At 71.2% G+C, this 25,864-nt stretch carries 22 protein-coding genes and 1 pseudogene; 10 read left to right on the top strand and 13 right to left on the bottom strand.

The window, feature by feature from the left end:
- Positions 1 to 210 (bottom strand): annotated as a pseudogene (locus ADK57_RS31745) (cytochrome ubiquinol oxidase subunit I); the annotation flags it as partial.
- Positions 207 to 1,166, bottom strand: coding sequence for a cytochrome c oxidase subunit II (gene coxB, locus ADK57_RS31740; RefSeq protein ID WP_053753074.1), 960 nt, complete (start codon positions 1,164 to 1,166; stop codon positions 207 to 209). The gene coxB and the pseudogene ADK57_RS31745, both read right to left, overlap by 4 nt.
- A 285-nt stretch (positions 1,167 to 1,451) precedes the next feature.
- Here coxB and ADK57_RS31735 point away from each other — a divergent pair, with 285 nt between their 5' ends.
- On the top strand, positions 1,452 to 2,828 hold the full coding sequence (locus tag ADK57_RS31735) for a cysteine desulfurase/sulfurtransferase TusA family protein (RefSeq protein WP_053753073.1): 1,377 nt from the start codon (positions 1,452 to 1,454) through the stop codon (positions 2,826 to 2,828).
- Here ADK57_RS31735 and ADK57_RS31730 read toward each other — a convergent pair whose 3' ends face one another.
- Complete coding sequence (locus ADK57_RS31730; RefSeq protein ID WP_053753072.1) at positions 2,829 to 3,803, bottom strand: carbohydrate kinase family protein; 975 nt, start codon at positions 3,801 to 3,803, stop codon at positions 2,829 to 2,831.
- Between the two features lie 204 nt (positions 3,804 to 4,007).
- On the opposite strand from ADK57_RS31730, the gene ADK57_RS31725 reads away from it, so the two are divergent.
- Positions 4,008 to 4,217, top strand: a complete 210-nt coding sequence (locus ADK57_RS31725) for a hypothetical protein (protein WP_053753071.1) — start codon at positions 4,008 to 4,010, stop codon at positions 4,215 to 4,217.
- 552 nt (positions 4,218 to 4,769) lie between these two features.
- Positions 4,770 to 6,344 (top strand): hypothetical protein, encoded by a 1,575-nt coding sequence (locus ADK57_RS31720; protein ID WP_420711927.1) that lies wholly within the window; start codon positions 4,770 to 4,772, stop codon positions 6,342 to 6,344.
- 125 nt (positions 6,345 to 6,469) lie between these two features.
- Here ADK57_RS31720 and ADK57_RS31715 read toward each other — a convergent pair whose 3' ends face one another.
- A complete protein-coding gene (locus tag ADK57_RS31715) occupies positions 6,470 to 6,826 on the bottom strand; it encodes an iron-sulfur cluster assembly accessory protein (protein WP_030582488.1) in 357 nt (118 codons plus the stop codon).
- 253 nt (positions 6,827 to 7,079) lie between these two features.
- On the opposite strand from ADK57_RS31715, the gene nadA reads away from it, so the two are divergent.
- On the top strand, positions 7,080 to 8,276 hold the full coding sequence (gene nadA, locus ADK57_RS31710; RefSeq protein ID WP_053753080.1) for a quinolinate synthase NadA: 1,197 nt from the start codon (positions 7,080 to 7,082) through the stop codon (positions 8,274 to 8,276).
- A gap of 18 nt (positions 8,277 to 8,294) precedes the next feature.
- On the opposite strand, the gene ADK57_RS31705 is transcribed toward nadA, so the two are convergent.
- The 6 genes from ADK57_RS31705 to ADK57_RS31680 form a co-directional block, all read right to left on the bottom strand.
- Positions 8,295 to 10,517, bottom strand: a complete 2,223-nt coding sequence (locus tag ADK57_RS31705) for a protein kinase domain-containing protein (RefSeq protein ID WP_053753070.1) — start codon at positions 10,515 to 10,517, stop codon at positions 8,295 to 8,297.
- 118 nt (positions 10,518 to 10,635) lie between these two features.
- Entirely contained in the window at positions 10,636 to 13,761 is a 3,126-nt protein-coding gene (locus ADK57_RS31700; protein WP_053753069.1) for an efflux RND transporter permease subunit, read from the bottom strand.
- A 162-nt stretch (positions 13,762 to 13,923) separates the two neighbouring features.
- Entirely contained in the window at positions 13,924 to 14,607 is a 684-nt protein-coding gene (locus ADK57_RS31695) for a response regulator (RefSeq protein WP_053753068.1), read from the bottom strand.
- Complete coding sequence (locus ADK57_RS31690) at positions 14,604 to 15,833, bottom strand: sensor histidine kinase (protein WP_053753067.1); 1,230 nt, start codon at positions 15,831 to 15,833, stop codon at positions 14,604 to 14,606. The genes ADK57_RS31695 and ADK57_RS31690 overlap by 4 nt, the downstream gene beginning before the upstream one ends.
- 88 nt (positions 15,834 to 15,921) lie before the next feature.
- On the bottom strand, positions 15,922 to 16,200 hold the full coding sequence (gene pspAA, locus ADK57_RS31685; RefSeq protein ID WP_053753066.1) for a PspA-associated protein PspAA: 279 nt from the start codon (positions 16,198 to 16,200) through the stop codon (positions 15,922 to 15,924).
- 23 nt (positions 16,201 to 16,223) lie between these two features.
- Positions 16,224 to 16,994, bottom strand: coding sequence for a PspA/IM30 family protein (locus ADK57_RS31680; protein WP_053753079.1), 771 nt, complete (start codon positions 16,992 to 16,994; stop codon positions 16,224 to 16,226).
- Positions 16,995 to 17,250: 256 nt separating this feature from the next.
- Here ADK57_RS31680 and ADK57_RS31675 point away from each other — a divergent pair, with 256 nt between their 5' ends.
- Positions 17,251 to 17,880, top strand: coding sequence for a DUF3043 domain-containing protein (locus ADK57_RS31675; protein WP_078973446.1), 630 nt, complete (start codon positions 17,251 to 17,253; stop codon positions 17,878 to 17,880).
- Positions 17,881 to 17,963: 83 nt separating this feature from the next.
- Positions 17,964 to 18,665: a class I SAM-dependent methyltransferase gene (locus ADK57_RS31670; protein WP_053753064.1), complete on the top strand. Its 702-nt coding sequence runs from the start codon at positions 17,964 to 17,966 to the stop codon at positions 18,663 to 18,665.
- A gap of 190 nt (positions 18,666 to 18,855) precedes the next feature.
- Here ADK57_RS31670 and ADK57_RS31665 read toward each other — a convergent pair whose 3' ends face one another.
- Positions 18,856 to 19,068, bottom strand: coding sequence for a hypothetical protein (locus ADK57_RS31665; protein ID WP_053753063.1), 213 nt, complete (start codon positions 19,066 to 19,068; stop codon positions 18,856 to 18,858).
- Positions 19,069 to 19,305: 237 nt separating this feature from the next.
- Here ADK57_RS31665 and ADK57_RS31660 point away from each other — a divergent pair, with 237 nt between their 5' ends.
- Positions 19,306 to 20,508 carry a bifunctional adenosylcobinamide kinase/adenosylcobinamide-phosphate guanylyltransferase gene (locus ADK57_RS31660; RefSeq protein WP_053753062.1) on the top strand — a complete coding sequence of 401 codons (1,203 nt, stop codon included), beginning with the start codon at positions 19,306 to 19,308 and terminating at the stop codon, positions 20,506 to 20,508.
- On the opposite strand, the gene ADK57_RS31655 is transcribed toward ADK57_RS31660, so the two are convergent.
- Positions 20,497 to 21,213: a class I SAM-dependent methyltransferase gene (locus ADK57_RS31655; RefSeq protein WP_053753061.1), complete on the bottom strand. Its 717-nt coding sequence runs from the start codon at positions 21,211 to 21,213 to the stop codon at positions 20,497 to 20,499. The two genes, ADK57_RS31660 and ADK57_RS31655, sit on opposite strands and share 12 nt — an antisense overlap.
- Before the next feature lie 137 nt (positions 21,214 to 21,350).
- On the opposite strand from ADK57_RS31655, the gene cobT reads away from it, so the two are divergent.
- From cobT to ADK57_RS50135, 3 genes are all read left to right on the top strand, one after another.
- Positions 21,351 to 22,532 carry a nicotinate-nucleotide--dimethylbenzimidazole phosphoribosyltransferase gene (gene cobT / locus ADK57_RS31650; protein ID WP_053753060.1) on the top strand — a complete coding sequence of 394 codons (1,182 nt, stop codon included), beginning with the start codon at positions 21,351 to 21,353 and terminating at the stop codon, positions 22,530 to 22,532.
- A 103-nt stretch (positions 22,533 to 22,635) separates the two neighbouring features.
- Positions 22,636 to 24,456: a phosphatidylglycerol lysyltransferase domain-containing protein gene (locus ADK57_RS31645; protein WP_078973445.1), complete on the top strand. Its 1,821-nt coding sequence runs from the start codon at positions 22,636 to 22,638 to the stop codon at positions 24,454 to 24,456.
- Positions 24,453 to 25,151 carry a hypothetical protein gene (locus ADK57_RS50135; protein WP_053753059.1) on the top strand — a complete coding sequence of 233 codons (699 nt, stop codon included), beginning with the start codon at positions 24,453 to 24,455 and terminating at the stop codon, positions 25,149 to 25,151. The genes ADK57_RS31645 and ADK57_RS50135 overlap by 4 nt, the downstream gene beginning before the upstream one ends.
- Here the strand turns inward: ADK57_RS50135 and ADK57_RS31635 are convergent.
- Positions 25,091 to 25,855 (bottom strand): hypothetical protein, encoded by a 765-nt coding sequence (locus ADK57_RS31635; protein ID WP_053753058.1) that lies wholly within the window; start codon positions 25,853 to 25,855, stop codon positions 25,091 to 25,093. The genes ADK57_RS50135 and ADK57_RS31635 overlap by 61 nt on opposite strands.
- Between the last annotated feature and the right edge of the window lie 9 nt (positions 25,856 to 25,864).

Raw genomic sequence — 25,864 nt, 5'->3', positions numbered from 1 at the left:
CAGCTCGGCGCGCATCAACAGCGCCATCACGCCACCGATGCAGAAGAACGCGAACGACGTGACCAGGTACAGCGTGCCGATCGTCTTGTGGTCAGTGGTGGTGAGCCACTTGATGACGACGCTTCCCCGGTTCTGGCGCCTGACCGGCAGCTCGTCCGCGTAGTGGGACCCTGCCGCCGAGGCACCCTGGGGTTCGTTGAGGATGCTCACAGGTTGTTCGTCTCCCGGTTCTTCTCGTGGCTCGTCTGCGCGATGCCGGCGGGAACGTAACCGGTCTGCCCCTTCTTGGCGAGGTCCTTGAGGTGCTGCTCGTAGCGCTCGGGGGAGACGACCTTCACGTTGAACAGCATCCGGGAGTGGTCGACGCCGCACAGCTCGGCGCACTTGCCCAGGAAGGTGCCCTCCTTGTTGGGGGTCACCTCGAAGGCGTTGGTGTGGCCCGGGATGACGTCCTGCTTCATCAGGAACGGCACCACCCAGAAGGAGTGGATGACGTCACGCGAAGTGAGGACGAAGCGGACCGTCTTGCCCTTGGGGAGCCAGAGGGTCGGGCCGGGGTTTCCGGTCTGCGGGTTCTTCGTGGCGGGCGTGCCGACGTCGTAGACGCCGCCGGCGTTGGCCGGGAAGTCCTCCTTGAACCGGTCCGGAATCGCGTCCAGGTTCTTGTCGGTCTTCGCGTCACCCGTGGAACCCTCGACGGGCTCGACGTAGTTGAAGCCCCAGCTCCACTGGAAGCCGACGACGTTGATCGTGACGTCGGGCTCCTTCTTGAGGCTGAGGAGCTTCGACTCGTCGCGGGCCGTGAAGTAGAAGAGCACCGAGACGATGATGAGCGGGACGACCGTGTACAGCGCCTCGATGGGCATGTTGTACCGGGTCTGCGGAGGGACCTCGACCTTGGTGCGGCTGCGCCGGTGGAAGATCGCACTCCACAGGATCAGGCCCCACACCAGCACGCCGACGGCGAGCGCGGCAGCCCAGGACCCCTGCCACAGGGAGAGGATCCGCGGAGCCTCTTCCGTGGTCGGGGTGGGCATACCAAGGCGGGGGAAGTCCTTGTATGTGCAACCGGTGGCGGTCGCCAGGACCAGGCCCGCGGTCATTGCCTGCAGCAGCTTCCGCCGCATCGGGCGCCGCGGCGAGCGGTCGGAGCCGTTGGGACTCACGTAGCGCCTTCCCGAGAGTCTCGCCCGCGCGGATTGAGCTGCGGCCTTCTCGCTGGTCGGTCGCCGCCCTGCGTCGGGCAGGGGTTTGGATGTTTATGCGGACCAAACCCTAGCCGACGCGATTTGGGGGTGCGCGGGGAGGGGGGCGCAACGCGCCGCGGGTTGTGCGGCGCCTAGTGGCTCGGGGGTTCTGCGAGTTGGCGGCTGCGCGTGCCTGGTGGTTTCTCGCGCAGTTCCCCGCGCCCCTGAGGTCCGCTGCCCTGCTGGACGTCTTAGCGTTGCCGTATGGCCTACTTCGACGCCGCTTCCTCCGCCCCTCTTCATCCCGTTGCCCGTCAGGCGCTGCAAGCCTCCCTGGACGAGGGGTGGGCGGATCCCGCGCGTCTGTACAGGGAGGGGCGGCGGGCGCGGATGCTGTTGGACGCGGCGCGGGAGGCCGCGGCCGAGGCCGTCGGGTGCCGGCCGGACGAACTTGCGTTCACCTCCTCCGGTACGCGGGCCGTGCACTCCGGGATCGCCGGGGCGCTCGCGGGACGGCGACGGGTCGGGCGTCACCTGATCGTGTCAGCCGTCGAACACTCCTCGGTGCTCCATTCGGCCGAAGTGCACCAAGGGGACGGCGGGCCGGTGACCGAGGTACCGGTGCTGCGGTCGGGGGCGGTGACCGTGGAGGCGTACGAGGCGGCCCTGCGGCCCGACACCGCGCTGGCGTGTCTTCAGTCGGCCAATCACGAGGTGGGGACGGAGCAGCCGGTGGCGGCCGTCGCCGAGGCGTGCCGGGCGGCCGGGGTGCCCTTGCTGGTGGACGCGGCCCAGTCCTTGGGGTGGGGGCGGGTCGAGGGTGACTGGTCGCTGCTGGCGGGGAGTGCGCACAAATGGGGCGGGCCGTCGGGGGTCGGGCTGCTCGTGGTGCGCAAGGGGGTGCGGTTCGCTCCTCAAGGGCCCGTGGACGAGCGTGAGTCGGGGCGGGCGGCCGGGTTCGAGAACATTCCGGCGATCGTGGCGGCCGCGGCCTCGCTGCGGGCGGTGCGGGCCGAGGCGGCGCAAGAGGCGCTACGGCTGAGGGAGCTGACGGAGCGGGTCCGGGCGCGGGTGCCGGAGCTGGTGCCGGACGTGGAGGTGGTCGGCGATCCGGTGCGGCGGCTGCCCGGTGTCGTCACCTTCTCCTGTCTCTATGTCGACGGGGAGACACTGCTGCACGAGCTGGACCGCGCCGGTTTCTCCGTCTCGTCCGGATCGTCCTGTACCAGCAGCACGCTGACGCCCAGCCATGTGCTGAAGGCGATGGGGGTGCTGAGTGAGGGGAACGTGCGGGTCTCGCTGCCGCTGGGGACACCGGAGGAGGAAGTGGAGCGGTTCCTGGAGGTGCTGCCGGGGGCGGTGGCGGAGGTCAGGGAGAAGCTGGGGGCGCCGGTCGCCGAGGCGGTCGTACGTGACGACGTCCTTGTCGTGGACTCTCTCGGCAAGCGCTGCCCGATCCCGGTCATCGAGCTGGCCAAGGTCATCGGCGAGGTGCCGGTGGGCGGCAGCGTCCGGGTCCTCTCGGACGACGAGGCGGCGCGGCTGGACATCCCGGCGTGGTGCGAGATGCGGGGGCAGGAGTACGTGGGCGAGGAGCCGGCGGACCGCGGCTCGGCGTATGTGGTCCGCCGGCTCTCCTAGCTACGCGAGATGCTTCTTGACCTCGACGGCGGCCTCGTCGCCGTACGCCTTGGTGAAGCGCTCCATGAAGTGGCCGCGGCGCAGTTGGTACTCCTGGGTGCCGACCGTCTCGATGACGAGCGTGGCGAGCATGCAGCCGACCTGGGCGGCGCGCTCCAGGGAGACGCCCCAGGCGAGGCCGGAGAGGAAACCGGCGCGGAAGGCGTCGCCGACGCCGGTGGGGTCGGCCTTGCGCTCCTCCTCCGGGCAGCCGACGACGATCGGCTCCTCGCCGGCCCGCTCGATGCGGACGCCCTGTGCGCCGAGCGTGGTGACGCGGTGGCCGACCTTGGACAGGATCTCCTCGTCCGTCCAGCCCGTCTTGGACTCGATGAGGCCCTTCTCGTACTCGTTGGAGAAGAGGTACGTCGCCCCGTCCAGCAGTATCCGGATCTCGTCGCCGCCCATGCGGGCGATCTGCTGGGAGAAGTCGGCGGCGAAGGGGATGGACCGGGAGCGGCACTCCTCGGTGTGGCGGAGCATGCCCTCCGGGTCGTCGGCGCCGATCAGCACCAGGTCGAGGCCGCCCACGCGGTCGGCGACGGTCTTGAGCTCGATGAGGCGGGCCTCGCTCATCGCGCCGGTGTAGAAGGAGCCGATCTGGTTGTGGTCGGCGTCGGTGGTGCACACGAAGCGGGCGGTGTGCAGCGTCTCGGAGATGCGTACCGAGGCGGTGTCGACGCCGTGCCGGTCCAGCCAGGCGCGGTACTCGTCGAAGTCGAAGCCCGCGGCCCCGACCAGGATCGGCTCGGTGCCCAGCTCGCCCATGCCGAAGGCGATGTTGGCGCCGACGCCGCCCCGGCGCACGTCGAGGTTGTCGACCAGGAAGGAGAGCGAGACCGTGTGCAGTTGGTCCGCGACGAGCTGGTCGGCGAAGCGGCCGGGGAAGGTCATGAGGTGGTCGGTGGCGATGGAGCCGGTGACTGCGATGCGCACGGCGTTGACTCTCCTGTGGAATAAGAAGGGGCGCGCGATAGCGCTCATGGGAGGAGCGGTGGCGGGAGACGGGAGGGCGGGTTGACAGTTCACGCTACCGGGTCGGCGAGGGGCTCTGCGAGACGACGAGGAGGCGTCGGAGAGGCCAAAACTACCCGATAGTAGATCTTTCTTCGCGGGCCCCGCCGTGCCTACGGTGCCGCTATGACGAACATCGAGGTCCACGCTCCCGTCCCGGCCGACCTGGACGGCGGCCTGGCGTCGCTGCGCGGCGACTGCGCGCGGATGGCTCCCCACTGGGCCGTTCCCGCCCGGATCACTGCCCTTCCGGTCTCACCGTCACTCATCCACGGCGTGACCGTGCCCCCGGCGTCGGCCCGGCTTCTGGACGCGATGTCGGAGTACGGAGACTGAGGCAGCGCTTTTCAGGGAACCGCGCGCTCCCCCGCTGCGTCCCATCGGCGTCCCCCGTAAAGGGGATGCGGGATACGACCCGTGGGCCGACCTGTTTGACAGGGTCGGGTCAGGGTCACGGGACAGATGCGCAGCCGAAGGAGCGATGCGGTGAACACCGAGCGACCCGACAACGACGACGTCGGCCCGGAGGACGGCGCCGCCGAGAACTCCGGTACGCCACGGGACGCCGATGACACCACCGGGCCCGCCACGCAGGAGGGCGCCTCGGAGTCGGCCTCGGAGCGGGAGGAGACCCCGGACACCACCGAGCCGGCCTCGGAGCGGGGGGAAGTCCCGGAAGCCACCGAGCCGGCTTCGGAGCGGGAGGAAGTCCCGGAAGCCACCGAGCCGGTCTCGGAGCGGGAGGAAGTCCCGGAAGCCACCGAGTCGGCCCCGGAGCAGGCAAAAGCCCAGGACGCCACCGAGTCGGCCCCGGAGCAGAGCGAAGCCCCGGAAGCCACCGAGCCGGTCTCGGAGCAGGAAGCGTCGGCGGGCGCCCCTGACACCGACGTGACTCCGGGCCCTGACACCGACGCCCCTGACACCGACGTGACTCCGGGCCCTGACACCGACGCCCCTGACACCGACGTGTCCCCGGCCCCGCGCGCCGACGCGTTCGACGGCGACGCCCCCGGCGCCGACAACCACTCCCGCCGCCGCCCCACCCTGGTGGCCGCCTCCGTCGCCGCAGCCGTGCTGCTCGTCGGGGGTGGTGGGGCGTACCTCGCCGCCACCGCCTCCGGGAGTTCCGAGGACCGTACGACGTCCGGGGCCGGCGGCGACGGCACTCCCCCGCCGCTCGCCCTCGACGGCTACTCCGAGGGCGGCAGCTCCAACGGCATCGCGCCCGGTGAGCCCAATCCGTACGGCGTCACCTACCGCGCCGACGGCACGCTCCCGGACGGTCCCGGCTCGGCGCCCGTGTACCGGCCGGGCGGCACCGTCACCGAGGAGCAGGTGGCCGGGCTGGCGAAGGCGCTCGGCATCGAGGGGAAGCCGGTGGTCCAGGGGCAGGCCTGGAAGGTCGGGGCGAAGGACGGTTCGGGGCCGAGTCTGCAGGTGAACCGGCAGGCGCCGGGCACCTGGACGTTCCACCGTTACGCGCCCGGCCCCGACGCCTGCCAGAGCGAGACCGTGTGCGCGAGCGACCCCGTCGACCCGTCCGTCGACCCGGTGAGCGAGGCGGTCGCGAAGCAGGCGGCCGCGCCGGTCCTGAAGGCGGTGGGTCAGGACGACGCGAAGCTGGACGCGAGCCAGGTCATGGGCGCCCAGCGGATCGTGAACGCCGATCCCGTGGTCGGCGGGCTGCCCACCTACGGCTGGACGAGCGGCGTCACCGTCGGCGCCCAGGGTGAAGTGGTGGGCGGCAGCGGCCAGTTGAAGGCGCCGGTGAAGGGGGACACGTACCCCGTGCTGAGCGCGGAGAAGACGCTGGGCCTGATGAACGCGGCGCCGGGCACCGACCCCGGCATGGGCATCGGCGGCTGCGCCAGCCCCGTACCGCTGGAGGACCGGGTGGAAGCTCCCTGCGGAGAGTCCACCGCCGCACCGAAGGCGGAGCAGAAAGAGACGATCACGGTCGAGAAGGCCGTGTTCGGACTGGCGTCGCATCTCGTGGACGGGCGGCAGACGCTGGTGCCGTCCTGGCTGTTCGACGTGCGGGCGGCGGGCGTGCAGGACACCTTCGAGGTCACGCATCCGGCGGTCGACCCGAAGTACCTGACCTCGGCCACGCCCTCCGCAGAGCCGACCGCGCCGGGCGACGAGCCGACCTCCGCGCCGGCCACCCGGGACGTCCGGGTGGAGGGCTACACGGCTCAGGGCACGGAGCTGACCGTGAGCTTCACCGGCGGGGTGTGCGCCGACTACAAGGCGACGGCGAGCGAGAGTTCGGGCGAGGTGACGGTCACGGTGACCGAGACGCCCTGGCCGGACAAGGTCTGCATCATGATCGCCAAGGTGTACCACCAGACCGTGCAGCTGGACGAGCCGCTCGGCGACCGCAAGGTCGTGGGGGCGGACGACAAGGAGATCCCGCTGGAGAAGGCGGGGGCGCGGCTCCCGGAGACGTCCGGGGCGCGGTAGAGCGGCCTCGGACATGCGCGAAGGCGGCGGCCCTGTCGGAGGGGGCCGCCGCCTTCTTGCCGCTCGGCAATTCAGCTGTGTGGGTTGGCTGACAGCTGTGGGGCTTGGCTGACAGCCGCGTGGTCCTAGCTGAAGGAGTCGCCGCAGGCGCAGGAGCCCGTCGCGTTCGGGTTGTCGATCGTGAAGCCCTGCTTCTCGATGGTGTCCACGAAGTCGATGGAAGCGCCACCCAGGTACGGGGCGCTCATGCGGTCGGTGACGACCTTCACGCCGCCGAAGTCCTTGACGACGTCACCATCGAGGGAACGCTCGTCGAAGAAGAGCTGGTAGCGCAGGCCGGAGCAGCCGCCGGGCTGAACGGCGACGCGCAGGGCCAGGTCGTCACGGCCTTCCTGGTCGAGCAGGGCCTTGACCTTCGCCGCGGCGGCGTCGGACAGGATGATGCCGTCGGTGACGGTGCTGGTCTCGTCCGATACGGACATCTACATCTCTCCCGGGTTGTACGGAGACTGCTTGCCGACGGTTGCAACCATCGGGGCCGCGGATTCATTCCGGGCCGAGGACGTGTCTCTCCTCTTCTCATTCATGCTCGCACACCCGCGCTGAAGCGAACAGCAGCCTCCGATCCGGCTTCGGGATTCACGTCACATCGACGTTATGACCATCGTCAAAGTGACGTGAAGCGGGTTATCATAGATAACGTCAGTTCGACGAAAAGTAGAAAGGGTGCGTGCCGTGACCACCGCCCAGACCACGGAGCTCGACGTACAGCCGACTCCGCTCGCCCTGTTGCTGCTCGGCCGTGAGGCCGACCCGAAGAGCGAGCGGGGCGTCGAGTGTCCCGGCGACCTGCCCTCCCCGTCCGACCCGGACCTGGTGGAGCGGGCCCGCGCGGCCAAGGAGAAGCTCGGGAACAAGGTGTTCGTCCTCGGCCACCACTACCAGCGCGACGAGGTCATCCAGTTCGCCGACGTCACGGGCGACTCCTTCAAGCTGGCCCGGGACGCGGCCGCGCGCCCGGAGGCCGAGTACATCGTCTTCTGCGGTGTGCACTTCATGGCCGAGTCCGCGGACATCCTGACGTCCGACGACCAGAAGGTGGTCCTGCCCGACCTCGCCGCCGGCTGCTCGATGGCCGACATGGCGACGGCCGAGCAGGTCGCCGAGTGCTGGGACGTGCTGACCGAGGCCGGCATAGCCGAGCAGGTCGTGCCCGTCTCGTACATGAACTCCTCGGCGGACATCAAGGCGTTCACGGGCAAGCACGGCGGCACCATCTGCACGTCGTCCAACGCCAAGAAGGCTCTTGAGTGGGCCTTCGAGCAGGGGGAGCCTTCGACGACAAAGGTGCTGTTCCTCCCGGACCAGCACCTCGGCCGCAACACCGCCGTACGGGACATGGGGATGACGCTGGAGGACTGCGTCGTCTACAACCCGCACAAGCCGAACGGCGGCCTGACGGCCGACCAGCTGCGCGCCGCGAAGATGATCCTGTGGCGGGGCCACTGCTCGGTGCACGGCCGCTTCAGCCTGGAGTCGGTCGAGGACGTCCGCGCCCGGATCCCCGGGGTGAACGTGCTCGTCCACCCCGAGTGCAAGAACGAGGTCGTGGCCGCGGCGGACTACGTCGGCTCGACCGAGTACATCATCAAGGCCCTGGAGGCCGCCCCGGCCGGTTCCAAGTGGGCCATCGGGACCGAGCTGAATCTCGTACGACGTCTTGCGAACCGTTTCGCGCCCGAGGGCAAGGAGATCGTGTTCCTCGACAAGACCGTCTGCTTCTGCTCGACGATGAACCGCATCGACCTCCCCCACCTGGTGTGGACCCTGGAGTCCCTCGCCGAGGGCAACCTGGTCAACCGCATCGAGGTCGACAAGGAGACCGAGGCGTTCGCGAAGCTGGCGCTGGAGCGGATGCTGGCGCTGCCGTAGCCCTTTTCCCGGCCCCGTTCACTCCGACGCGGGTTTCCGCTCGGGGTGGGCGGGGTCGAGGCTGAAGACGGTGCCGTTCGGAGTGGACACGACCAGCGCGCCTTCGTGAAACAGCACCCTGCCCTGGAAGAGGCCGGACGACACCCACTCGGTGCGCGGCAGCGTCTCCCACAGCACCGTTCCCTTGCGCCCGTCCAGAGCCGCCACGCGGCCGCTGGCGCTGGCCACGTACAGGGTGCGGGCCCGCGGGTCGTACCGGGCGTCTCCCGGTTGTTCCAGACTGGTGCCGGTCTGCCACCGCACCTTGCCCGTACGCGCCGACACGGCGGTCACCTGTCCGTTGGACGTGGTGAACCACATCGTGTCGTCCGCCAGCGTCACGTTCTCCCCGTAGTCGTCCGCCAGCTTCGTCGTGGTACGGGCGCCGGTTTCCGGGTCCACCAGCAGGATCCGGGAGTACGTCAGGTTCTGCTCGGTCGACTCCAGCAGGAGCAGCCGGCCGTCGAGGGCCCCGAGAATGCCACTGTTGACCGGGGCCTTCAGGCTCCGGACCGCACCGTCGCTCCGGTCCACCACCAGGATCCGGGCGGTCTCGGCCCCGTCCTCGATCGGGGTGCACTGGGCGTACAGCCCGGCGCCGGCCGTCGTGAACGAGCAGTAGTAGCCGGCGGGCAGCTGGAACGTCCAGCGCTCGGCACCGGTGCGCGCCGACCGGGCCGTGACCTCCCGGCCGGTATCTGAGGTCAGGACCACCTCGCCGGACAGGACCAGGGCGAGGTTCTCGTCGTCGACCGTACGGTGCCACCGCTGATCGCCGGTCTCGACGTCGAGGGCGACGACGGTGACCCGTTCGTTCTCGCCGGTTTCGGTGGAGATGGTCTGCCGCAGGAGCAGCGTGCCGTCCTGGACGCCGAGCAGCGAGGAGTCGTACGACCCGCTTTCGGTACCGGACGGTGCCAGCTCGGCGCGCCAGACGGTCTTGCCGGTCCGGGCGTCCAGGCGTACCGGAAGGATGCTTGCGCCGGCGCAGTAGACGGCGCCCTCGTGCAGCAGGCAGTCCGGCTCGCCCGCCAGCAGGCCGTCCTGCCCTCCCAGGGCCTTCTTCGCGCCGAGCGGTGCCGTCTTGAACACCGTCGTCTGCCACGGCTTCCAGCCGCTGGGCAGTCCCGACCACCGGGAGGTCGCGGACGGCGAGGGCTTCGCCCCGCCGCCGCTGTCCGCCCAGCCCGGGCCGAGCAGCAGGTAGGCCGTCAGGCCGAGGGCGACGGCGCCGATCGTGCCGGTCGCGGCCAGCAGGGGGCGGGTGCGGCGGCTCCGGCGGCCGGGGCGGGTGGTTCCGGTCGGGTCGGCGAGGGTCCCGAGGCGGGTGTCCGGTGTGGCCGGCAGCTGCACCGGGCGCAGCGACACGGTGGCGGGGTCGCCCGCGTCGGGTTCGGGCAGGGCGGTGGCGAACTCCCCGGCCAGCTCGTCCAGTTCGGGCCGGTCCGCGGCATCCTTGGCCAGACAGCGCTCCAGGATCCCGCGCAGCGGCTGCCCCACCCCGTCCAGCACGGGTTCGTCGTGGACCACCCGGTAGGCCGTCAGATAGGGGCTGTCGGCGTCGAAGGGCCCCCGGCCGGTCGAGGCGTACACCAGGAGCGCGCCGAGCGAGAAGACGTCGGAGGCCGGTCCGACCGTGCGGGCGTCGGTGAGCTGCTCCGGGGACATGAACGGCGGGGTGCCGATCATCTGGCCGGTCTCGGTCAGGGTGTTGTGGTTCTCCACCGCCCTGGAGATGCCGAAGTCGATGACGCGGGGGCCGTCCTCGGCCATCAGGACGTTCGCCGGCTTCAGGTCCCGGTGCACCACGCCGGCCCGGTGGATGTCCCGGAGGGCTTCCACCAACCCCAGTGCCAGCGGCCGCAGTTCGCCGCCACGGAGCGCGCCCCGGTCGCGGATCCGCTGGGCGAGCGAGCGCCCGGGCACGTACTGGGTCGCCATCCAGGGCCGTGCCGCCTCGGGGTCGGCGTCCACGACCGGTGCGGTGAAGGCGCCGCTCACCTTGCGGACGGCCTCGATCTCCTGCCGGAACCGGGTGCGGAAGACGGCGTCCTCGGCGTACTGGGCGTGCACCACCTTGACGGCGACCTCACGGCCCGACCGCGATCTGCCCAGGTAGACGGCTCCCATGCCGCCGGCGCCAAGGCGGTCGACCAGCTTGTACCCGCCGACCGACCTCGGGTCGTCCCTGTGCAGTGGCACCGCCGAATTCCTCTCCCCCGTAAAGCCGTTCGAGGGCACAGGATACGTAACGGCACAGCGACGGAGGCCGGGCACCGAACCGTTGGGGTTCGGCACCCGGCCTCCGTGGGCGGGGCGGTCAGACGGACGCGGGTTCCGGCTCGTCCGACGACACCTGCGGGGAGGGCGCCCCGGCCTTCTTCGCCCGCTTCGTCTCACGCTTCTTCGCCCGGCGCTCCTTGCGGAGCTCCAGCATCGCGTACAGCGTGGGAACGAGCAGCAGGGTCAGCAGAGTCGACGTGACCAGGCCGCCGATCACGACCACCGCGAGCGGCTGGGCGATGAAGCCGCCCTCGCCGGTGACGCCCAGGGCCATCGGGAGCAGGGCGAAGATGGTCGCCAGCGCCGTCATCAGGATCGGGCGGAGACGGTGCCGGCCGCCTTCGATCACGGCCTCGACGACGCCGTGACCCTGCTTCCTGTACTGGTTGATGAGGTCGATCAGCACGATCGCGTTGGTCACCACGATGCCGATCAGCATCAGCATGCCGATCATCGCGGGGACGCCCATCGGGGTGTCCGTGGCCACCAGCAGGCCGATCGCGCCGGTCGCCGCGAACGGGACGGAGACGAGCAGGATCAGCGGCTGGGCCAGCGAGCGGAAGGTCGCGACCAGCAGCATGAAGACGATCGCGATCGCCGCGAGCATCGCCAGGGCCAGGTTCTCGAACGCGTCGTCCTGGTTCTGGGAGACCCCGCCGATCTCGGCCGTGGCACCCGCCGGGAGCTTCAGGGCGTCCAGCTTCGTCGTCAGGTCCGCGCTCACCGCACCCGTGTTGTCACCGGTCGGCTTCGCGGTGATGGTGGCCGCGCGCTGACCGTCGATACGGGTCATCGAGACCGGTCCGTCGACCAGTTGCACGGTGGCGATGTCGCCGAGCTTCACCGGGCCCAGCCGGAGGTTCTTCAGCTCGTCCAGCGTGTCGGCCGGCTTCGCCGACTTGATGACGACGTCCCGCTCGGTGTCGTCCAGGACCGCCTTGGCGGCGGTGGTGCCGCGTACGGCCTGGGCGACGGCCGCGCCGAGGGTCTGGTCGTTGAAACCGGCGGCCGCCGCCTCGGAGTCGGCCTTGACCGAGATGCGCGGCACGCTCTGCGCCAGGTCGCTGGTGACGTCCGTGACGTCGTCGAGACCGGCGACGGTCTTCCGCACCTCCTCCGAGGCCTCGCGCAGCACATCGCCGTCGGCGGCCTTCACGACCACGCTCAGGTCCTGGTTGCCGAAGCCGTCACCGGCGGCGACGGTGGTGGTGCCGATGCCGGACAGCTTGTGCAGGCCGTCCTCGATGCTGTCCTGGACGTCCTCGTACGACGCCGAGTCGTCCAGCATCACCTGGTAGGACGCCTGGTTGGAGTCCGTGCCGCCGCCGAAGGCCGCCAGGAAGCCGGAGGAGCCGATGGTGACCTGGTAGTCCTTGACGCCCTTGGTGTCGGCGAGGAGCCCCTCGACCTTCTTCGCCTGTACGTCGGTCGCCGCCAGGCTGGTGCCGGGCTTCAACTCCTGCTTGACGGTGAGGACTTCCTGCTCGCCCTGGTCGAAGAAGTTGGTCTTCAGCAGCGGGGCCATGCCGAACGTGCCGATGAGGACCACGGCCGCGAGCGCCACGCTCGTCAGACGGCGACGGGTGGCGAACCGCAGGACGGGGACGTAGAGGCGCTGGAGCCTGCTCTTCGCCTCCTTCTCCTCCGCCTTGCGGCGGGCTTCCTCGGCGTCGTCGGGGGTGCCCTTCGGGGCGCGCAGGAACCAGTACGACAGGACCGGCACGACCGTCAGCGACACCAGCAGCGAGGCCAGCAGGGCCGCCGTCACGGTCAGGCTGAACGAGCCGAACAGCTCGCCCACCATGCCGCCGACCAGGCCGATCGGCAGGAACACGGCCACCGTGGTGAGGGTCGAGGAGGTGACCGCGCCGGCCACCTCGCGGACCGCCTTGAGGATGGCGTCCTGGCGCTCCTCGCCGTAGCCGAGGTGCCGCTTGATGTTCTCCAGGACCACGATCGAGTCGTCGACGACCCGGCCGATGGCGATGGTCAGCGCGCCGAGCGTGAGCATGTTCAGGGACAGGTCGCGCGTCCACAGCACGATCAGGGCGAGCACCACGGAGAGCGGGATGCTGACCGCCGTGACCAGCGTCGAGCGGATCGACGCCAGGAAGACCAGGATGACGAGAACCGCGAAGAGCAGGCCCAGGGCGCCCTCGGTGGTCAGGCCCTCGATGGCCTTGGAGACCGCCGGGCCCTGGTCGCTGACGACAGTGACGGACGTGCCCGCCCCGAGGTCCTTGCGCATCTGGGACAGCTTGTCCTCGACCGCGTTCGAGATGGCGACCGCGCTGCCGTCGTGGTCCATGGTGACCATGACGGCGAGGCTCGGCTTGCCGTCCGTACGGGTGAGGGAGTCGGCGGTGGCCTGCTGCTCCCGGACGGTGGCCACGTCACCGAGGCGTACGGGCTTCTTGGCGCCCTCGCCGGTGACCATCAGGTCCTGGATCTGCTGGAGCGAGGTGAAGCCGCCGCCGACCTGGACGGTGCGGTTGCTGCCGTCCTCGTCGAAGGAGCCGGCCGGGACGGTCGCGCCGCCCGCCTGGAGCGCCTGCGTCAGGGCCTCGGTGCCCAGGCCCGCCTTCGCGAGCTTCGCGTCGTCGGGGGTGACGGTGACCTGGAGGTCCCGTACACCGTCGACCGTCACCTGGCCGACGCCGTCGATGTCCTTCAGGTCCGGTACGACGGTCCGGTCGAGCCGGTCGGCCAGGGCCTGCTGGTCCTGGTCGGAGGTGACGGCGAGGACGACGGTCGGGATGTCGTCCGTCGACCCGGCGACGACCTGCGGGTCCACGTCGTCCGGGAGCTGGACGCGGGCGCGGTTGACGGCCTGCTGGACGTCGGCGACGAGCTGCTGGGTGTCGTTGCCGTAGTCGAAGGACGCCATGATCACGGCGTTGCCCTCGCCGGCAGTGGAGGTGACGCCGCTGATGGCGTCCACGGCCTCCAGGCTGTCCTCGATGGGCTCGACGACCTGCTTCTCGACGACGTCGGGGGAAGCACCCTGGTAGGGCGCGACCACCGACACGACCGGCAGTTCGATGGTGGGCAGGAGTTGCTGCTTCAGCTGCGGGATCGCGATCGCGCCGAACGCGAGCGCGATGATGGACATCAGGCCTATCAGGGCCCGTTGCGCGAGGCTGAATCTCGACAGCCAGGACATGGGTCAGGGATCTCTCTTCTGTGAGCGGCAGAAGTTCAGGAACGGCCGCACATGTGAGCGCCCGCCCCTACACCCTGAGCCATCAATGACCGGTGATCCGTAGGCCCCAGGTCCATTTCCTTATGCGGCTCATACTCCGGCCGCAGTACGGGAGGGCTGGGGTCAGTCCACCCTTGGACGTACCAGACCCGACTCGTACGCGATCACCACGAGCTGTGCCCGGTCCCGGGCGCCCAGCTTGGCCATAGCCCGGTTGACGTGCGTCTTCACCGTGAGCGGGCTGACTTCGAGCCGCTCGGCGATCTCGTCGTTGGAGTGGCCGCCCGCGACCTGGACCAGGACCTCGCGCTCCCGCACGGTCAGCGCCGCGAGGCGCTGCGCGCGAGCGGGGTCACGGTCGTCGTCGCCCGCGTCGCCCTGGGCGAGGAAGCGGGCGATGAGCCCCTTCGTCGCCGCCGGGGACAGCAGCGCCTCGCCGCCGGCCGCGACCCGGATCGCGCTGAGGAGTTCCTCGGGCTCGGACCCCTTGCCGAGGAAGCCGGAAGCGCCCGCGCGCAGCGACTGCACCACGTAGTCGTCGACCTCGAACGTCGTCAGGATGACCACGCGGACATGCGCGAGCGAGGGGTCGGCGCTGATCATGCGGGTGGCCGCGAGGCCGTCGGTGCCCGGCATCCGGATGTCCATCAGGACGACGTCGGCCTGCTCCTCCTTGGTCAGCCGCACCGCCTCCGCACCGTCGGACGCCTCACCCACGACCTCCATGTCGGGCTCCGAGTCGACGAGCACACGGAAGGCGCTGCGCAGCAGTGCCTGGTCGTCGGCGAGCAGGACACGGATGGTCATACGGATTCCCCCGGCTTTCCGGTGACGGCTGTGCGGGTCTTGATCGGCAGGATCGCATGGACGCGGAAGCCGCCTCCGTAGCGGGGGCCGGTGGTGAGGGTGCCGCGCAGGGCGGTGACGCGCTCGCGCATGCCGAGCAGGCCGTGGCCGCCGACGGTCTCCGGGTCGTGGTCCTCGCCGGCGCCGTTGTCGAGGACGGTGATCTCGATGTTCGGTCCCACGCGCACGACGCTGACCTCGGCCTTGACCTCCGTCCCGGCGTGCTTCTGCACGTTGGTGAGGGCTTCCTGGATGACGCGGTAGGCGGCCAGGTCGACGGCGGCGGGCAGGGTGGTCCCGTTGTCCGCGCGGGCCACCTCCACGTGCAGGCCCGCGCTGCGGAAGGTGCCGACGAGTTCGTCGAGCCGGACCAGGCCGGGCGCGGGCTCGGTCGGGGCCTCCGGGTCGCCGGACTGGCGCAGCAGGCCGACCGTGGCGCGCAGCTCGTTCAGCGCCGAGCGGCTGGCGTCCCGTACGTGGGCCAGGGCCTCCTTGGCCTGGTCGGGCCGCTTGTCCATGACATGGGCGGCGACTCCGGCCTGGACGTTGACCAGGGCGATGTGGTGGGCGACGACGTCGTGCAGGTCGCGGGCGATGCGCAGGCGTTCCTCGGCGACCCGGCGGCGAGCCTCCTCCTCACGGGTGCGCTCGGCCCGCTCGGCGCGCTCCCTGATGGCGTGGATGAAGGCGCGGCGGCTGCGGACGGCGTCGCCCGCGGTGGCGCCGATGCCGGTCCAGGCGAAGATCGCGAGGTTCTCCTGGGCGTACCACGGGAGGGGGCCGGCGAACATGGAGGCGCCGGTGAGGACGGTCATGGTGAGCAGGCCGACGCGCCAGGTGGTGGGGCGGTCGGTGGTGGAGGCGACGGTGTACAGGGCGATGACCGCGGACATGGCGACGGGGGCACGGGGGTCGCCGGTCACGGCCTCCGCGAGGGAGACGGTGCCGGTGAGTGCCAGGACCGTCATGGGGGCGCGGCGGCGGAACACCAGTGCGGCGGCGCCGAGGGCGATGAGGACCAGGCTGAGGGGGTCGGGGGTGCGGAAGCCCCAGCTGACGCCGCGTTCCCCGTGCGGGTCCACGAACGAGCCGGCCACCATGCAGGCGAGTACGCCGACCGCGAGGGCCGCGTCCAGCGCCATGGGGTGCGCTTTGAGGTGACGCCGGGCGCGCTGGAGGGTGCTCACGTCTGCCAACGGTACGGGGGCGTCGGCGGGGGCGGAACGGGGGCCACCTGTACGTTCCCTGTCAGCTCACCCCGGGATCACCCTGAAATCAGCCCGGGATCAGCCCGTCGTCGCTCAGCAGCTCCCGTACCTCCTCCAGCGTCGCGTCCGGCGACGGCAGGATGAGTTCCGACGGTTCCAGGGAGTCGTCCGGCAACGGCTCGCCCAGCTCGCGGACCTTGGACAGCAGGGCGGCCAGGGTGTCGCGGAAACCGGGCCCGTCGCCGTTCTCCATCTCCCTCAGGAGTTCGTCGTCCAGCTTGTTCAGCTCGGTGAGGTGGCTGTCGGCCAGCCTCACCTGCCCCTCCCCCATGATCCGTACGATCATGTCGCCCTCCTCAGGCGTGGGCCCTACTGCTTGTCGAAGCGCGGGGTGTCCTGCGGCTGCTGCTGGGACTGCGCCTGGCCCGTGCCGCCCTCGATGGCCTGCTGGGACGACGACGAACCGCCGGCCAGCTCCGCCTTCATGCGCTGCAGCTCCAGCTCTACATCCGTACCACCGGAGAGGCGGTCCAGCTCGGCCTGGATGTCGTCCTTGTGCATGCCGGACTGGTCGTCCAGGGCGCCGGAGGCGAGCAGTTCGTCGATGGCTCCGGCCCTCGCCTGGAGCTGCGCCGTCTTGTCCTCGGCGCGCTGGATCGCCAGGCCGACGTCGCCCATCTCCTCGGAGATGCCGGAGAACGCCTCGCCGATACGGGTCTGCGCCTGGGCCGCGGTGTACGTGGCCTTGATCGTCTCCTTCTTGGTGCGGAAGGCATCGACCTTGGCCTGGAGTCGCTGGGCCGCCAGGGTGAGCTTCTCCTCCTCGCCCTGGAGGGTCGAGTGCTGTGTCTCGAGGTCCGTCACCTGCTGCTGGAGTGCGGCGCGGCGGGAGAGCGCCTCGCGGGCCAGGTCCTCACGGCCCAGCGCGAGCGCCTTGCGGCCCTGGTCCTCCAGCTTGGACGACTGGGACTGCAGTTGGTTCAGCTGGAGTTCCAGGCGCTTGCGGGACGTGGCCACGTCGGCCACGCCTCGGCGCACCTTCTGCAGCAGCTCCAGCTGCTTCTGGTACGAGTAGTCGAGGGTTTCGCGCGGGTCCTCGGCCCGGTCAAGGGCCTTGTTCGCCTTCGCGCGGAAGATCATCCCCATACGCTTCATGACACCGCTCATGGGCTTCGCGCGCCCCCTTCTGACGGACTTCCAGCTCCAGCTCTGCGACAGAACCCACAGTACGGGCCCTGCATCCATTACCGCACTGTTCGGGGACTGATGCGCTCATCCCCAAGGACGACTGACCAGGGCCCTGCTCCGGCGTAAGGAGTAGGTGACCTTCAGGGTCCCTCTCTCCCCACTACAGACGACCGGTGTTGCCGGATCGTTCCCCACCGGGCTGGGGTCCATGCCCCCGCACCCCGTACCCTTGGGTTTTGTGTTCCGAAGCCGTGCCAAGGATGAGAAGGCCCCGGCCGCCGACAAGGCGCCGCTGACCGACTCCAAGCAGACCCGTGACCCGCAGGCCAAGAAGGGCAGGCCCACGCCCAAGCGCAGTGAGGCCCAGTCCCAGCGCCGCAGCGTCGCCAATACGCCGACGTCGCGCAAGGAGGCCTCGAAGCGTCAGCGCGACGAACGCCGTGCGCAGCTGGAGAAGCAGCGCCAGGCGCTCGCCGGCGGTGACGAGCGGTACCTGCCCGCGCGTGACAAGGGGCCGGTGCGCAAGTTCGCGCGCGACTCCATCGACTCGCGGTTCAACATCGCGGAGTTCTTCCTGCCGATGGCCGTGGTCATCCTCGTGCTGAGCATGGTGCGCGTCGGTGCGCTGCAGAGCATCGCGCTGCTGCTGTGGCTGGTCGTGATCGTGCTGATCGTGCTCGACTCGGCCCTCAGCGGCTTCCGCCTGAAGAAGCGGCTGGCCGAGCGCTTCCCGGACCACAACCGGCGCGGCGCCGTCGCCTACGCGCTGATGCGCTCCCTCCAGATGCGTCGGCTCCGGCTGCCGAAGCCGCAGGTCAAGCGCGGAGAGCGGCCCTGAGCACTACGCCGTTCACCGGGGGCGCGGCGGATGCCTGGCTGAACAAGCTGGGCGGGCTGCGGGATGTCGTACGACAGGAGCTGGTGGCCCGGCAGCTCGACGAGCAGATAGTCGGGCGGTTCCCGGTGGGACAGCGCCTGCGGGTGCTCGACGTGGGGATGGGCCAGGGCACTCAGGCGCTGCGGCTGGCCCGGGCCGGGCATCAGGTCACCGGCGTCGAGCAGGACCCGAAGATGATCTCCGCCGCCCGGGAGGCCCTCGCCGCCGAGCCCGAGGGGATCCGGGAGCGGGTGCGGCTCGTCCAGAGCGACGGCCGGGACACCGGGGTGCACTTCCTGCCGGGCAGCTTCGACGTGGTGCTGTGCCACGGCGTGCTCATGTACGTCGAGGAGCCGGATCCGCTGCTGGCGGGGCTGGCCCGGATGCTCGCCCAGGGCGGGCTGCTGTCGCTGCTCGTGCGCAACGCGGACGCGCTGGCCATGCGGCCGGGGCTGTCGGGCGACTGGGCCGGGTCTCTGACCGCCTTCGACACCACCGCGTACACGAACCGGCTCGGCCTCGACGTGCGCGCCGACCGCCTGGCGACGCTGACCGCGACCCTCGCGGGCATCGGGGCGCCGCTGCAGGCCTGGTACGGCGTGCGGGTCTTCACGGACACCGCGGTGGACGGGGCGGAGTTGCCGGCCGACGTCGAGATGCTGCTGACGGTCGAGGAGCGGGCCGGGCGGACGGATCCGTACCGGGGGGTCGCGGCGTTGCTGCACCTGTGCGGGGTGCGGGGCTGAGCCCGAGGGACTGCGGAGCCGAGGCCCTGGCGGCGGACAAGCCGGGTGACAGGACACCGGTGACGTTCACACGCGACGGCAGCGAGAAGACCGTGAAAGTGACGCTGGGTCAGCGGTGAGGCAATGAGGCAGTGAGTCAGCGAGTCAGTGACATGAGGAGGGGCGGCCGGTGTCCGGCCGCCCCGTCCGGCTACGCCTCCTGGGCGTGCAGGCTCATAGGACCGTAGATCTTCGTACCGTCCTCGAACAGGTGGACCTGGTCCGCACCGCCTTCGAGAAGGTCCTTCCAGTACTCCCCGATCCAGGACTCGGCGTCCCCCTGCGTGGTGAACTCCTCCGGCACCACCGCGGGATCGACCTCGGTGCCGTCGGACTTCTCGAACCGCCACGTCCATGCCGCCATGTACGCCTCCCTGATGTGAGCACATTGCACAGCGGGAGCCGGATCTTGGTCCGGCTCCTGCCCGCAGCCTATTCGCTCCTCTGGGTACGCCGTTAAAAGACAGCGAGTGATCGGCCGTCCGACAGCCCCCGGGGGCCTGCCGCGCCCGCTCGGCGGAGCCGCACCTGTCACAGCGCCGCGCCCCCGAGGCGCCTCCCGGGCGCGCAGGTCCAGCGGTGACCGGCGAGAATCGGGGCTGTGGAAGTTACTTTGCTCGGCACCGGCGCCCCCGCGGGGCTCCCCCGCCCCGACTGTCCCTGTGCTGCCTGTGCGGCCGCGCTCGGGACGGATGCCCGCGCGGCGACCTCGTTGCTCGTGGACGGGGCGCTGCTGCTCGATCTGACGCCCGGGGCGGCGTTCGCGGCGGCGCGGGCGGGGTGTTCGCTGGGCGGCGTACGCCAGGTGCTGTTGTCGCATCCGCACGACGGACCGGCGGTCGAGGTGCCGGCAGGGCTGCCGCAGCCCGGGCGGGTGCCGGACGGCCGGGAGTTGGCGCTGCTGACGGGGCATCGGGTGCGGGCCGTGGCGATGGACGCGCCGGGGACCGGGTACGCGGTGACCGGGCCGGACGGTCAGCGGCTGCTGTATCTGCCGCCCGGGGGTGCGCCCGCCGGGCTGGAGAACGGGTTCGCCGAGACGTACGACATGGTGCTCGCCGACGTCGTGGCGCGGCCGGACACGCTCGCCAAGCTGCGTTCGGCGGGGGCGGTCGGGCCGACGACGGACGTCGTCGCCGTGCATCTCGACCACGACGTGCCGCCGGGGGCCGAGGTGCGGCGGCGGCTCACCGCGGCGGGGGCGCGGGCCGTGCCGGACGGGACGACGCTGGCGGTCGGCGCCTACGAGGACGTACCGGACGTGCCGCGGCGGACGCTGGTGCTCGGCGGTGCGCGGTCCGGGAAGTCGGTGGAGGCCGAGCGGCGCCTCGAGGCGTTCCCCGACGTGCTGTACGTCGCTACGGGCGGCACGCGGAGCGGGGACGGCGAGTGGGCCGCGCGGGTCGGCGCGCACCGGGAGCGGCGGCCGGGGTCATGGCGTACGGCCGAGACGTGCGACCTGGTGCCGCTGCTGAAGGACGACGGGCCGCCGCTGCTCGTCGACTGTCTGTCCCTGTGGCTGACGGACGCGATGGACGCCGTCGGGGCGTGGGACGACGCGGAGTGGGCCGACGGCGGGGAACGGGCGCTGCGGGCGCGGGTGCGGGACCTGGCGGAGGCGGTGCGGGCCACGCGACGGACCGTCGTCGCCGTGTCGAACGAGGTGGGGTCGGGCATCGTCCCGGCCACGGCGTCCGGACGGCGCTACCGGGACGAGCTCGGGCGCCTCAACGCGGCGTTCGCGGGCGAGTGCGAGCAGGTGCTGCTGGTGGTGGCGGGGCAGGCGCTGGTGCTACGGGGCTGACGCGTCCTTGCGGGCGATCACGCGGTACGTGTTCGAGAAGCGGGTGCGGCGGAGGAGGGGGGCCAGGGTGTGGTCCGTCGCCCCGGCCGCGGCCAGCAGTGCTCCGGTCAGCCAGGACGGCAGGGACTCGGGCAGAACCAGGGACAGCGCAGACGACAGGTCGTGGGGGACGTGCGCTGCGCGGCGGTCCGTCCTGATGATCGTGCAGCCCTGGGACTCCAGTTCCGCGCAGAGGTCGTCCAGGGGCGTCGGAGGAGGGTCCCCGGGCCGGGGGTGGGCGTGCCACCGCTTGCCCAGAAGCCTCGCGAACGCGCAGTGCGGGTCCGTGACGTCGATGAGGAGGTGGCCGCCGGGGCGGAGCACGGCCAGGGCGGCACGGAGTTCCGCGCGGGGGTCCGGGGTGTGCGGCAGGTGGTGGAGCAGGCTGACCACGTCGTAGCGGGCGCGGAGGCGGGCGGTGATCTGCGGGTCCGTCAGCCGGCCCATGTGGGCCTCCTCGACGCGTTCGGCCCGGCGGGCCTGCTCGACTCGGGGGGTGCGGTCGAGGCCGTCGAAGGCGGTGTAGGGGAAGACCTCCCTGGCCGTCTCGGGGAAGCGGGCGTCGCCCGTGCCCACGTCCAGCCAGCTCTCCGGTTCGGGGAACGGCAGCATCGACCGGGCGGTGGAGCGAAGGCGCCGTACGGAGGGCGCGGGGGATGCTGACATGGCGGCTCCCGGAGACGTACGACAATCCACTGCAAAACGGAACGTATGGGATGGCGATCTTGAGCGCAACGACGTCGCGCGGTCGTCGTGGCGACGTGGCGCCGCCGTGTTCGATCAGGGCCGGTACTGTTCGGCGAATGAGCTCGCTTAATCTCGACGACTTCACCGATCTGATCGAGCGCCCCGACGGCGGGGTACGCCGCGACGCCGAGGCGCGCCGGGAGCGTCAGATCGTGCCGCCCGGAGCGCTGGGACGGCTGGACGAACTGGGTGAGTGGCTGGCCGCGGCGCAGTCCGCCGTGCCGGTGCGGCCGATCGAACGGCCGCGGGTCGTCCTGTTCGCCGGTGACCACGGCGTCGCCGAACTGGGCGTCTCGGGACGGCCCGCGGGCAGCGCCGCCGAGTTGGTGCGGGACGTCCTGGAGGGCGGCCGGCCCGTGTCGGTGCTCGCCCGGCGGCTCGGCGTGCCGGTGCGAGTGGTCGACATGTCACTGGACTGCGACCCTCAGACGCTGCCCGGCGATGTCTCAGGACACCGGGTGCGGCGCGGCAGCGGGCGTATCGACATCGAGGACGCGCTGACGCCCCAGGAAGCGGAGGCCGCGTTCCTCGCCGGGGTCGCCGTCGCCGACGAGGAGGCCGACTCCGGTACGGATCTGGTCGTGCTCGGCGATGTGAGCGTGGGCGGGACCACGGCGGCGGGCACGCTGATCGCCGCGCTGTGCGGGACCGACGCGTCCGTCGTGACCGGGCGCGGCGGGCAGGCCATCGACGACCTGGCGTGGATGCGCAAGTGCGCGGCGATCCGGGACGCGCTGCGACGGGCCCGGCCAGTGCTCGGGGACCAGTTGCAGCTGCTGGCGACGGTGGGCGGGGCCGACCTCGCCGCGCTGACCGGGTTCCTGCTGCAGAGCGCGGTGCGGAAGATGCCGGTGGTCCTGGACGGCGTCGTGGTGGCCGCCTGCGCGCTGGTGGGCCAGCGGATCGCGTTCCGGGCGCCGGACTGGTGGCTGGCCGGGCAGAACAGCGGGGAGCCGGGGCAGACGAAGGCGTTGGACCGGATGGCGCTGGAGCCGCTGCTCGACCATGGGGTGACGGTCGGCGAGGGGGCGGGGGCGTTGCTGGCATTGCCTCTGGTGCAGGCCGCGGCGGCGCTGGCTGCCGAGCTCCCCGAGAAGCCGGAAGTTCCCGAGAAGCCCGAAGCCCTCGAGAAGTCCGAGGCTCCTGTGGAACCCGAAGCCCTTGTGGAGCCCGAAGCTCATGTGGAGCCGGAGCCGGAGCCGGAGTCGGAGCCCGAGAAGGAGCCCGAGAAGGAGTAGGCGTCGGGGGCGGTCGGTCCGGCACGGCCGGACTGCGCCGTAGGGGCTGAGCGCCGTTGCGGTGGAAGGAAAACGGGCAATGGCGCCCATATGATCCCGCGTCATGGGATATGCCCGAATTGCCGCGGAACCTGTCCGGACCCCGGCCCGTCCGGGCACGGCGGACCGGCAGGCCGCGGTGGTCCCGCGGTCGACCGCCGCCTCTCGGCGGGCCGCCGGACTCGCCGTCTGGTATCTGCGAGCCGTCGCGTTCGTCAACTTCCTCAGCGCCGTGTGGGTCTCCCTCGGGCAGGACGTGCGGCGGCACAACCAGGAGGACTTCTTCACGCCGTATCTGCTGACCGCCGGCTTCGCGTCCGGTGTGTTCACGGCGTTCCTGGCGATCACCATGCGGCGGCGGAAGCGGGCCGCCTGGATCCTGAACCTCGCGCTCGCCGGGCCCTTCCTCGTACTGTTCGCCTTCGCGACGGTCTTCCCCGAGGTCCGGCGATACGCCCAGAACTGGGTCTCCCTCGCACTCACCGCCGTCTTCGTCGCCGCGCTCCTGGTCGGGCGGCGGGAGTTCTACGCGAAGGGCGACCGGTCCAACCCGAAGCTCGCCGCGGCCGTCGCCGTCGGCGGCCTGCTGGTGTCCTCGCTGCTCGCGGCGTTCCTCGTGACCGTCACCAACCAGGCGCACGGCTCCTCGACCTTCCCGGACCGGTGGCGGTACGGCACCCTGCGGCTGGTCTCGGTCGCCGCCGACGGCTCCCAGCTCCCGGGGATCACGACGCCGAACTGGGTGAACGTCGCCGTCAACGTGCTCAGCACGGCCTTGCTCCTCGCCGTCCTCTACGCCGCCTTCCGCTCCCGGCGCGCCGTCGACCCGCTCAGCGAGGACGACGAGAGACGCCTGCGGGCGCTGCTGGAGCGGCACGGCGACCGGGACTCGCTCGGGTACTTCGCGCTGCGGAGGGAGAAGAGCCTCATCTGGTCGCCGACCGGCAAGGCGGCCGTCGCCTACCGCGTGATCGGCGGAGTGTCGCTGGCCTCCGGGGATCCGCTGGGCGACCCGGAGGCGTGGCCCGGCGCCATCGGGCCCTGGCTCGCCGAGGCGCGGGCGCACGGCTGGATCCCGGCGGTGATGGGCGCGGGCGAGGAGGCGGGGACGGTGTACGCCCGGCACGGGCTCGACGCGCTGGAACTCGGGGACGAGGCCATCGTCGAGGTGGCCGAGTTCACGCTGGAGGGGCGGGCCATGCGGACCGTGCGCCAGGCCCGCAACCGGGTGAAGCGGGCGGGGTACGCGGTGCGCGTCCGACGGCACGAGGACATTCCCGCCGCCGAGATGGCGTACCTCCTGAAAAGGGCCGACGACTGGCGCGACGGGGCCACCGAGCGCGGGTTCAGCATGGCGCTGGGACGGCTCGGGGATGCGGGCGACGGGCGGTGCGTGATGCTCGAATGCACCGACGCCGAGGGCGAGTTGAGGGCGTTGCTGTCCTTCGTGCCCTGGGGGCCGCACGGGCTGTCCCTCGACCTCATGCGGCGCGACCGGGGCTCCGACAACGGCCTGATGGAGTTCATGGTCATCGAGCTGCTGCGCCGGGCGCACGAGATCGAGATCACTCAGGTCTCGCTCAACTTCGCCATGTTCCGGTCGGTCTTCGAACGTGGTGCACGCCTCGGCGCCGGGCCGGTGCTGAGGCTGTGGCGCTCGCTGCTCGGCTTCTTCTCGCGCTGGTGGCAGATCGAGTCGCTGTACCGCGCCAACGCCAAGTACCGGCCCATCTGGGAGCCCCGGTTCCTGCTCTTCGAGAAGAGCGCGGACCTGCCGCGCATCGGCCTCGCGTCGGCGCGCGCCGAGGGGTTCCTGCAGGCGCCGGGGCTGCCGCGGCCCACGGGGACGAAGACCGCCGAGACGGGGACGAGGACCGCCGAATGAACACGCTCACCCGCTGGGCCCGCGCCGAATGGGGACTGCTGTACGTCGCCGTGCGCGAGCCGCTGCTCGAACGCGGGTGGCGGGCGGCCCCCATGGCCCTCGGGGCCGTCTGCCTGACGGCGGTCCTGCACTTCGTGCACAACCAGTCCTGGGGCTATCAGCTCGTGCAGAACCTCGGGGCCGTGCGCGCCGAGGACCCGCTCCGGCTCGCTCTCCTGCGCACTCCCCTGTCCCTGTTCGTGCCCGCCCTGGACCTGCCCGTCTGGGGTGCCCTGGTGCAGATCCTGCTGGTGTTCGGGATCGCGGAGATCTGTCTGGGCCGGTGGCGGACGCTCGCCCTCGCGTACGCAGCGACGCTCGCCGGCACGCTGTACGCGCGCGCGGGTATCTGGCTGGGTCCCGACAGCCCGCTGGGCCTGCCCGGCTCCGACGCGCATGTCGTGGACACGGGGCCGTCGGCGGCCGTGGTGGGTCTCGCCGTGTTCCTCGGCTGGCGCTACAGCGCGTACGTCACCGCGGGCGGTGTGATCGCGGCGATGGTGGTCGAGGTGGTGCTGAAGGAGAACCTGGCCGGCAAGGAGCATCTGGCGGCGATCGCGGTGGTGCTGGTGCTGTGCGGGGTGTCGGCGCTGCGTCACCGGCGTTCGAGGGCGCGGGCGGGCTCGTCGTCCGGTCTGCCGCCGATCCAGTCCTGAAGGATGCGGCTGGGGCCCGCCCAGCGGCGGTCGTGACGGTAGGCGCGCAGTCTGGCTCTGGCGCGGGCGCGTGGGCGGCGGCCGTAGAAGCGCTTGGCCCAGGGGGAGCCGGGGCGGGCCAGCCGGATGGCACCGATGACGGCGATGAGGGGGACGATCACACCGAAGATCGCGGTGCGGGCCTTGCCCTTGGCCAGAGCCATGAGGGAGAAGAGGAAGCTCACGGCCACGCTCACGATGACGGAGCCGCGGTCCTGGAGTTCGTCCTCGCTGAGGTCGTTGACGCCGAAGGGCACGAATCCGCACAGGACCAGTCCGACCAGGGCCGCCGTGAGCACCACGACCTCGACGCTCTTGCGGCCGGCCTCGGTCCAGTAGACGTCGTCGAGGTGCAGGATCAGCGCGAACTCGTCCAGGACCAGTCCCGCGCCGATGCCGAAGACGACCGCGAACGCCGCCGAGCCGACGCCGTGCCGGGTGCTGGCGACCGCGCCGAAGCCGCCGAGGACGGTGAGGGCGACACCGGGGACCACATGGTGGATGTGCACTCCCCCGGCGCTGACGTTGCCGAAGGGTCCCTTGCCCGCCCGGATCATACGAGTGACGACCCGGGTGATCAGAAACGTCAGTACGAACGCGGTGAGGGCGACGAGGAGGGGCAGCTTGCCCGGCTCGATGATGTTCCGCTCCAGCCAATGTCCCATATGAGCACT

Source organism: Streptomyces sp. MMG1533, assembly GCF_001279775.1.
Lineage (GTDB): Bacteria > Actinomycetota > Actinomycetes > Streptomycetales > Streptomycetaceae > Streptomyces.
This window is presented reverse-complemented; position numbering and strand designations above follow the sequence as displayed.

What these genes read in the sequence shown, in the direction of transcription:
- ADK57_RS31635 (WP_053753058.1), bottom strand. Translation starts at nt 25,855, where the DNA reads ATGGGACATTGGCTGGAGCGGAACATCATCGAGCCGGGCAAGCTGCCC.
- ADK57_RS31700 (WP_053753069.1), bottom strand. Translation starts at nt 13,761, where the DNA reads ATGTCCTGGCTGTCGAGATTCAGCCTCGCGCAACGGGCCCTGATAGGC.
- ADK57_RS50135 (WP_053753059.1), top strand. Translation starts at nt 24,453, where the DNA reads ATGAACACGCTCACCCGCTGGGCCCGCGCCGAATGGGGACTGCTGTAC.
- ADK57_RS31715 (WP_030582488.1), bottom strand. Translation starts at nt 6,826, where the DNA reads ATGTCCGTATCGGACGAGACCAGCACCGTCACCGACGGCATCATCCTG.
- ADK57_RS31645 (WP_078973445.1), top strand. Translation starts at nt 22,636, where the DNA reads ATGGGATATGCCCGAATTGCCGCGGAACCTGTCCGGACCCCGGCCCGT.
- ADK57_RS31665 (WP_053753063.1), bottom strand. Translation starts at nt 19,068, where the DNA reads ATGGCGGCATGGACGTGGCGGTTCGAGAAGTCCGACGGCACCGAGGTC.
- ADK57_RS31655 (WP_053753061.1), bottom strand. Translation starts at nt 21,213, where the DNA reads ATGTCAGCATCCCCCGCGCCCTCCGTACGGCGCCTTCGCTCCACCGCC.
- ADK57_RS31680 (WP_053753079.1), bottom strand. Translation starts at nt 16,994, where the DNA reads ATGATCTTCCGCGCGAAGGCGAACAAGGCCCTTGACCGGGCCGAGGAC.
- cobT (WP_053753060.1), top strand. Translation starts at nt 21,351, where the DNA reads ATGAGCTCGCTTAATCTCGACGACTTCACCGATCTGATCGAGCGCCCC.
- ADK57_RS31675 (WP_078973446.1), top strand. Translation starts at nt 17,251, where the DNA reads ATGCCCCCGCACCCCGTACCCTTGGGTTTTGTGTTCCGAAGCCGTGCC.
- pspAA (WP_053753066.1), bottom strand. Translation starts at nt 16,200, where the DNA reads ATGATCGTACGGATCATGGGGGAGGGGCAGGTGAGGCTGGCCGACAGC.
- ADK57_RS31725 (WP_053753071.1), top strand. Translation starts at nt 4,008, where the DNA reads ATGACGAACATCGAGGTCCACGCTCCCGTCCCGGCCGACCTGGACGGC.
- ADK57_RS31695 (WP_053753068.1), bottom strand. Translation starts at nt 14,607, where the DNA reads ATGACCATCCGTGTCCTGCTCGCCGACGACCAGGCACTGCTGCGCAGC.
- ADK57_RS31735 (WP_053753073.1), top strand. Translation starts at nt 1,452, where the DNA reads ATGGCCTACTTCGACGCCGCTTCCTCCGCCCCTCTTCATCCCGTTGCC.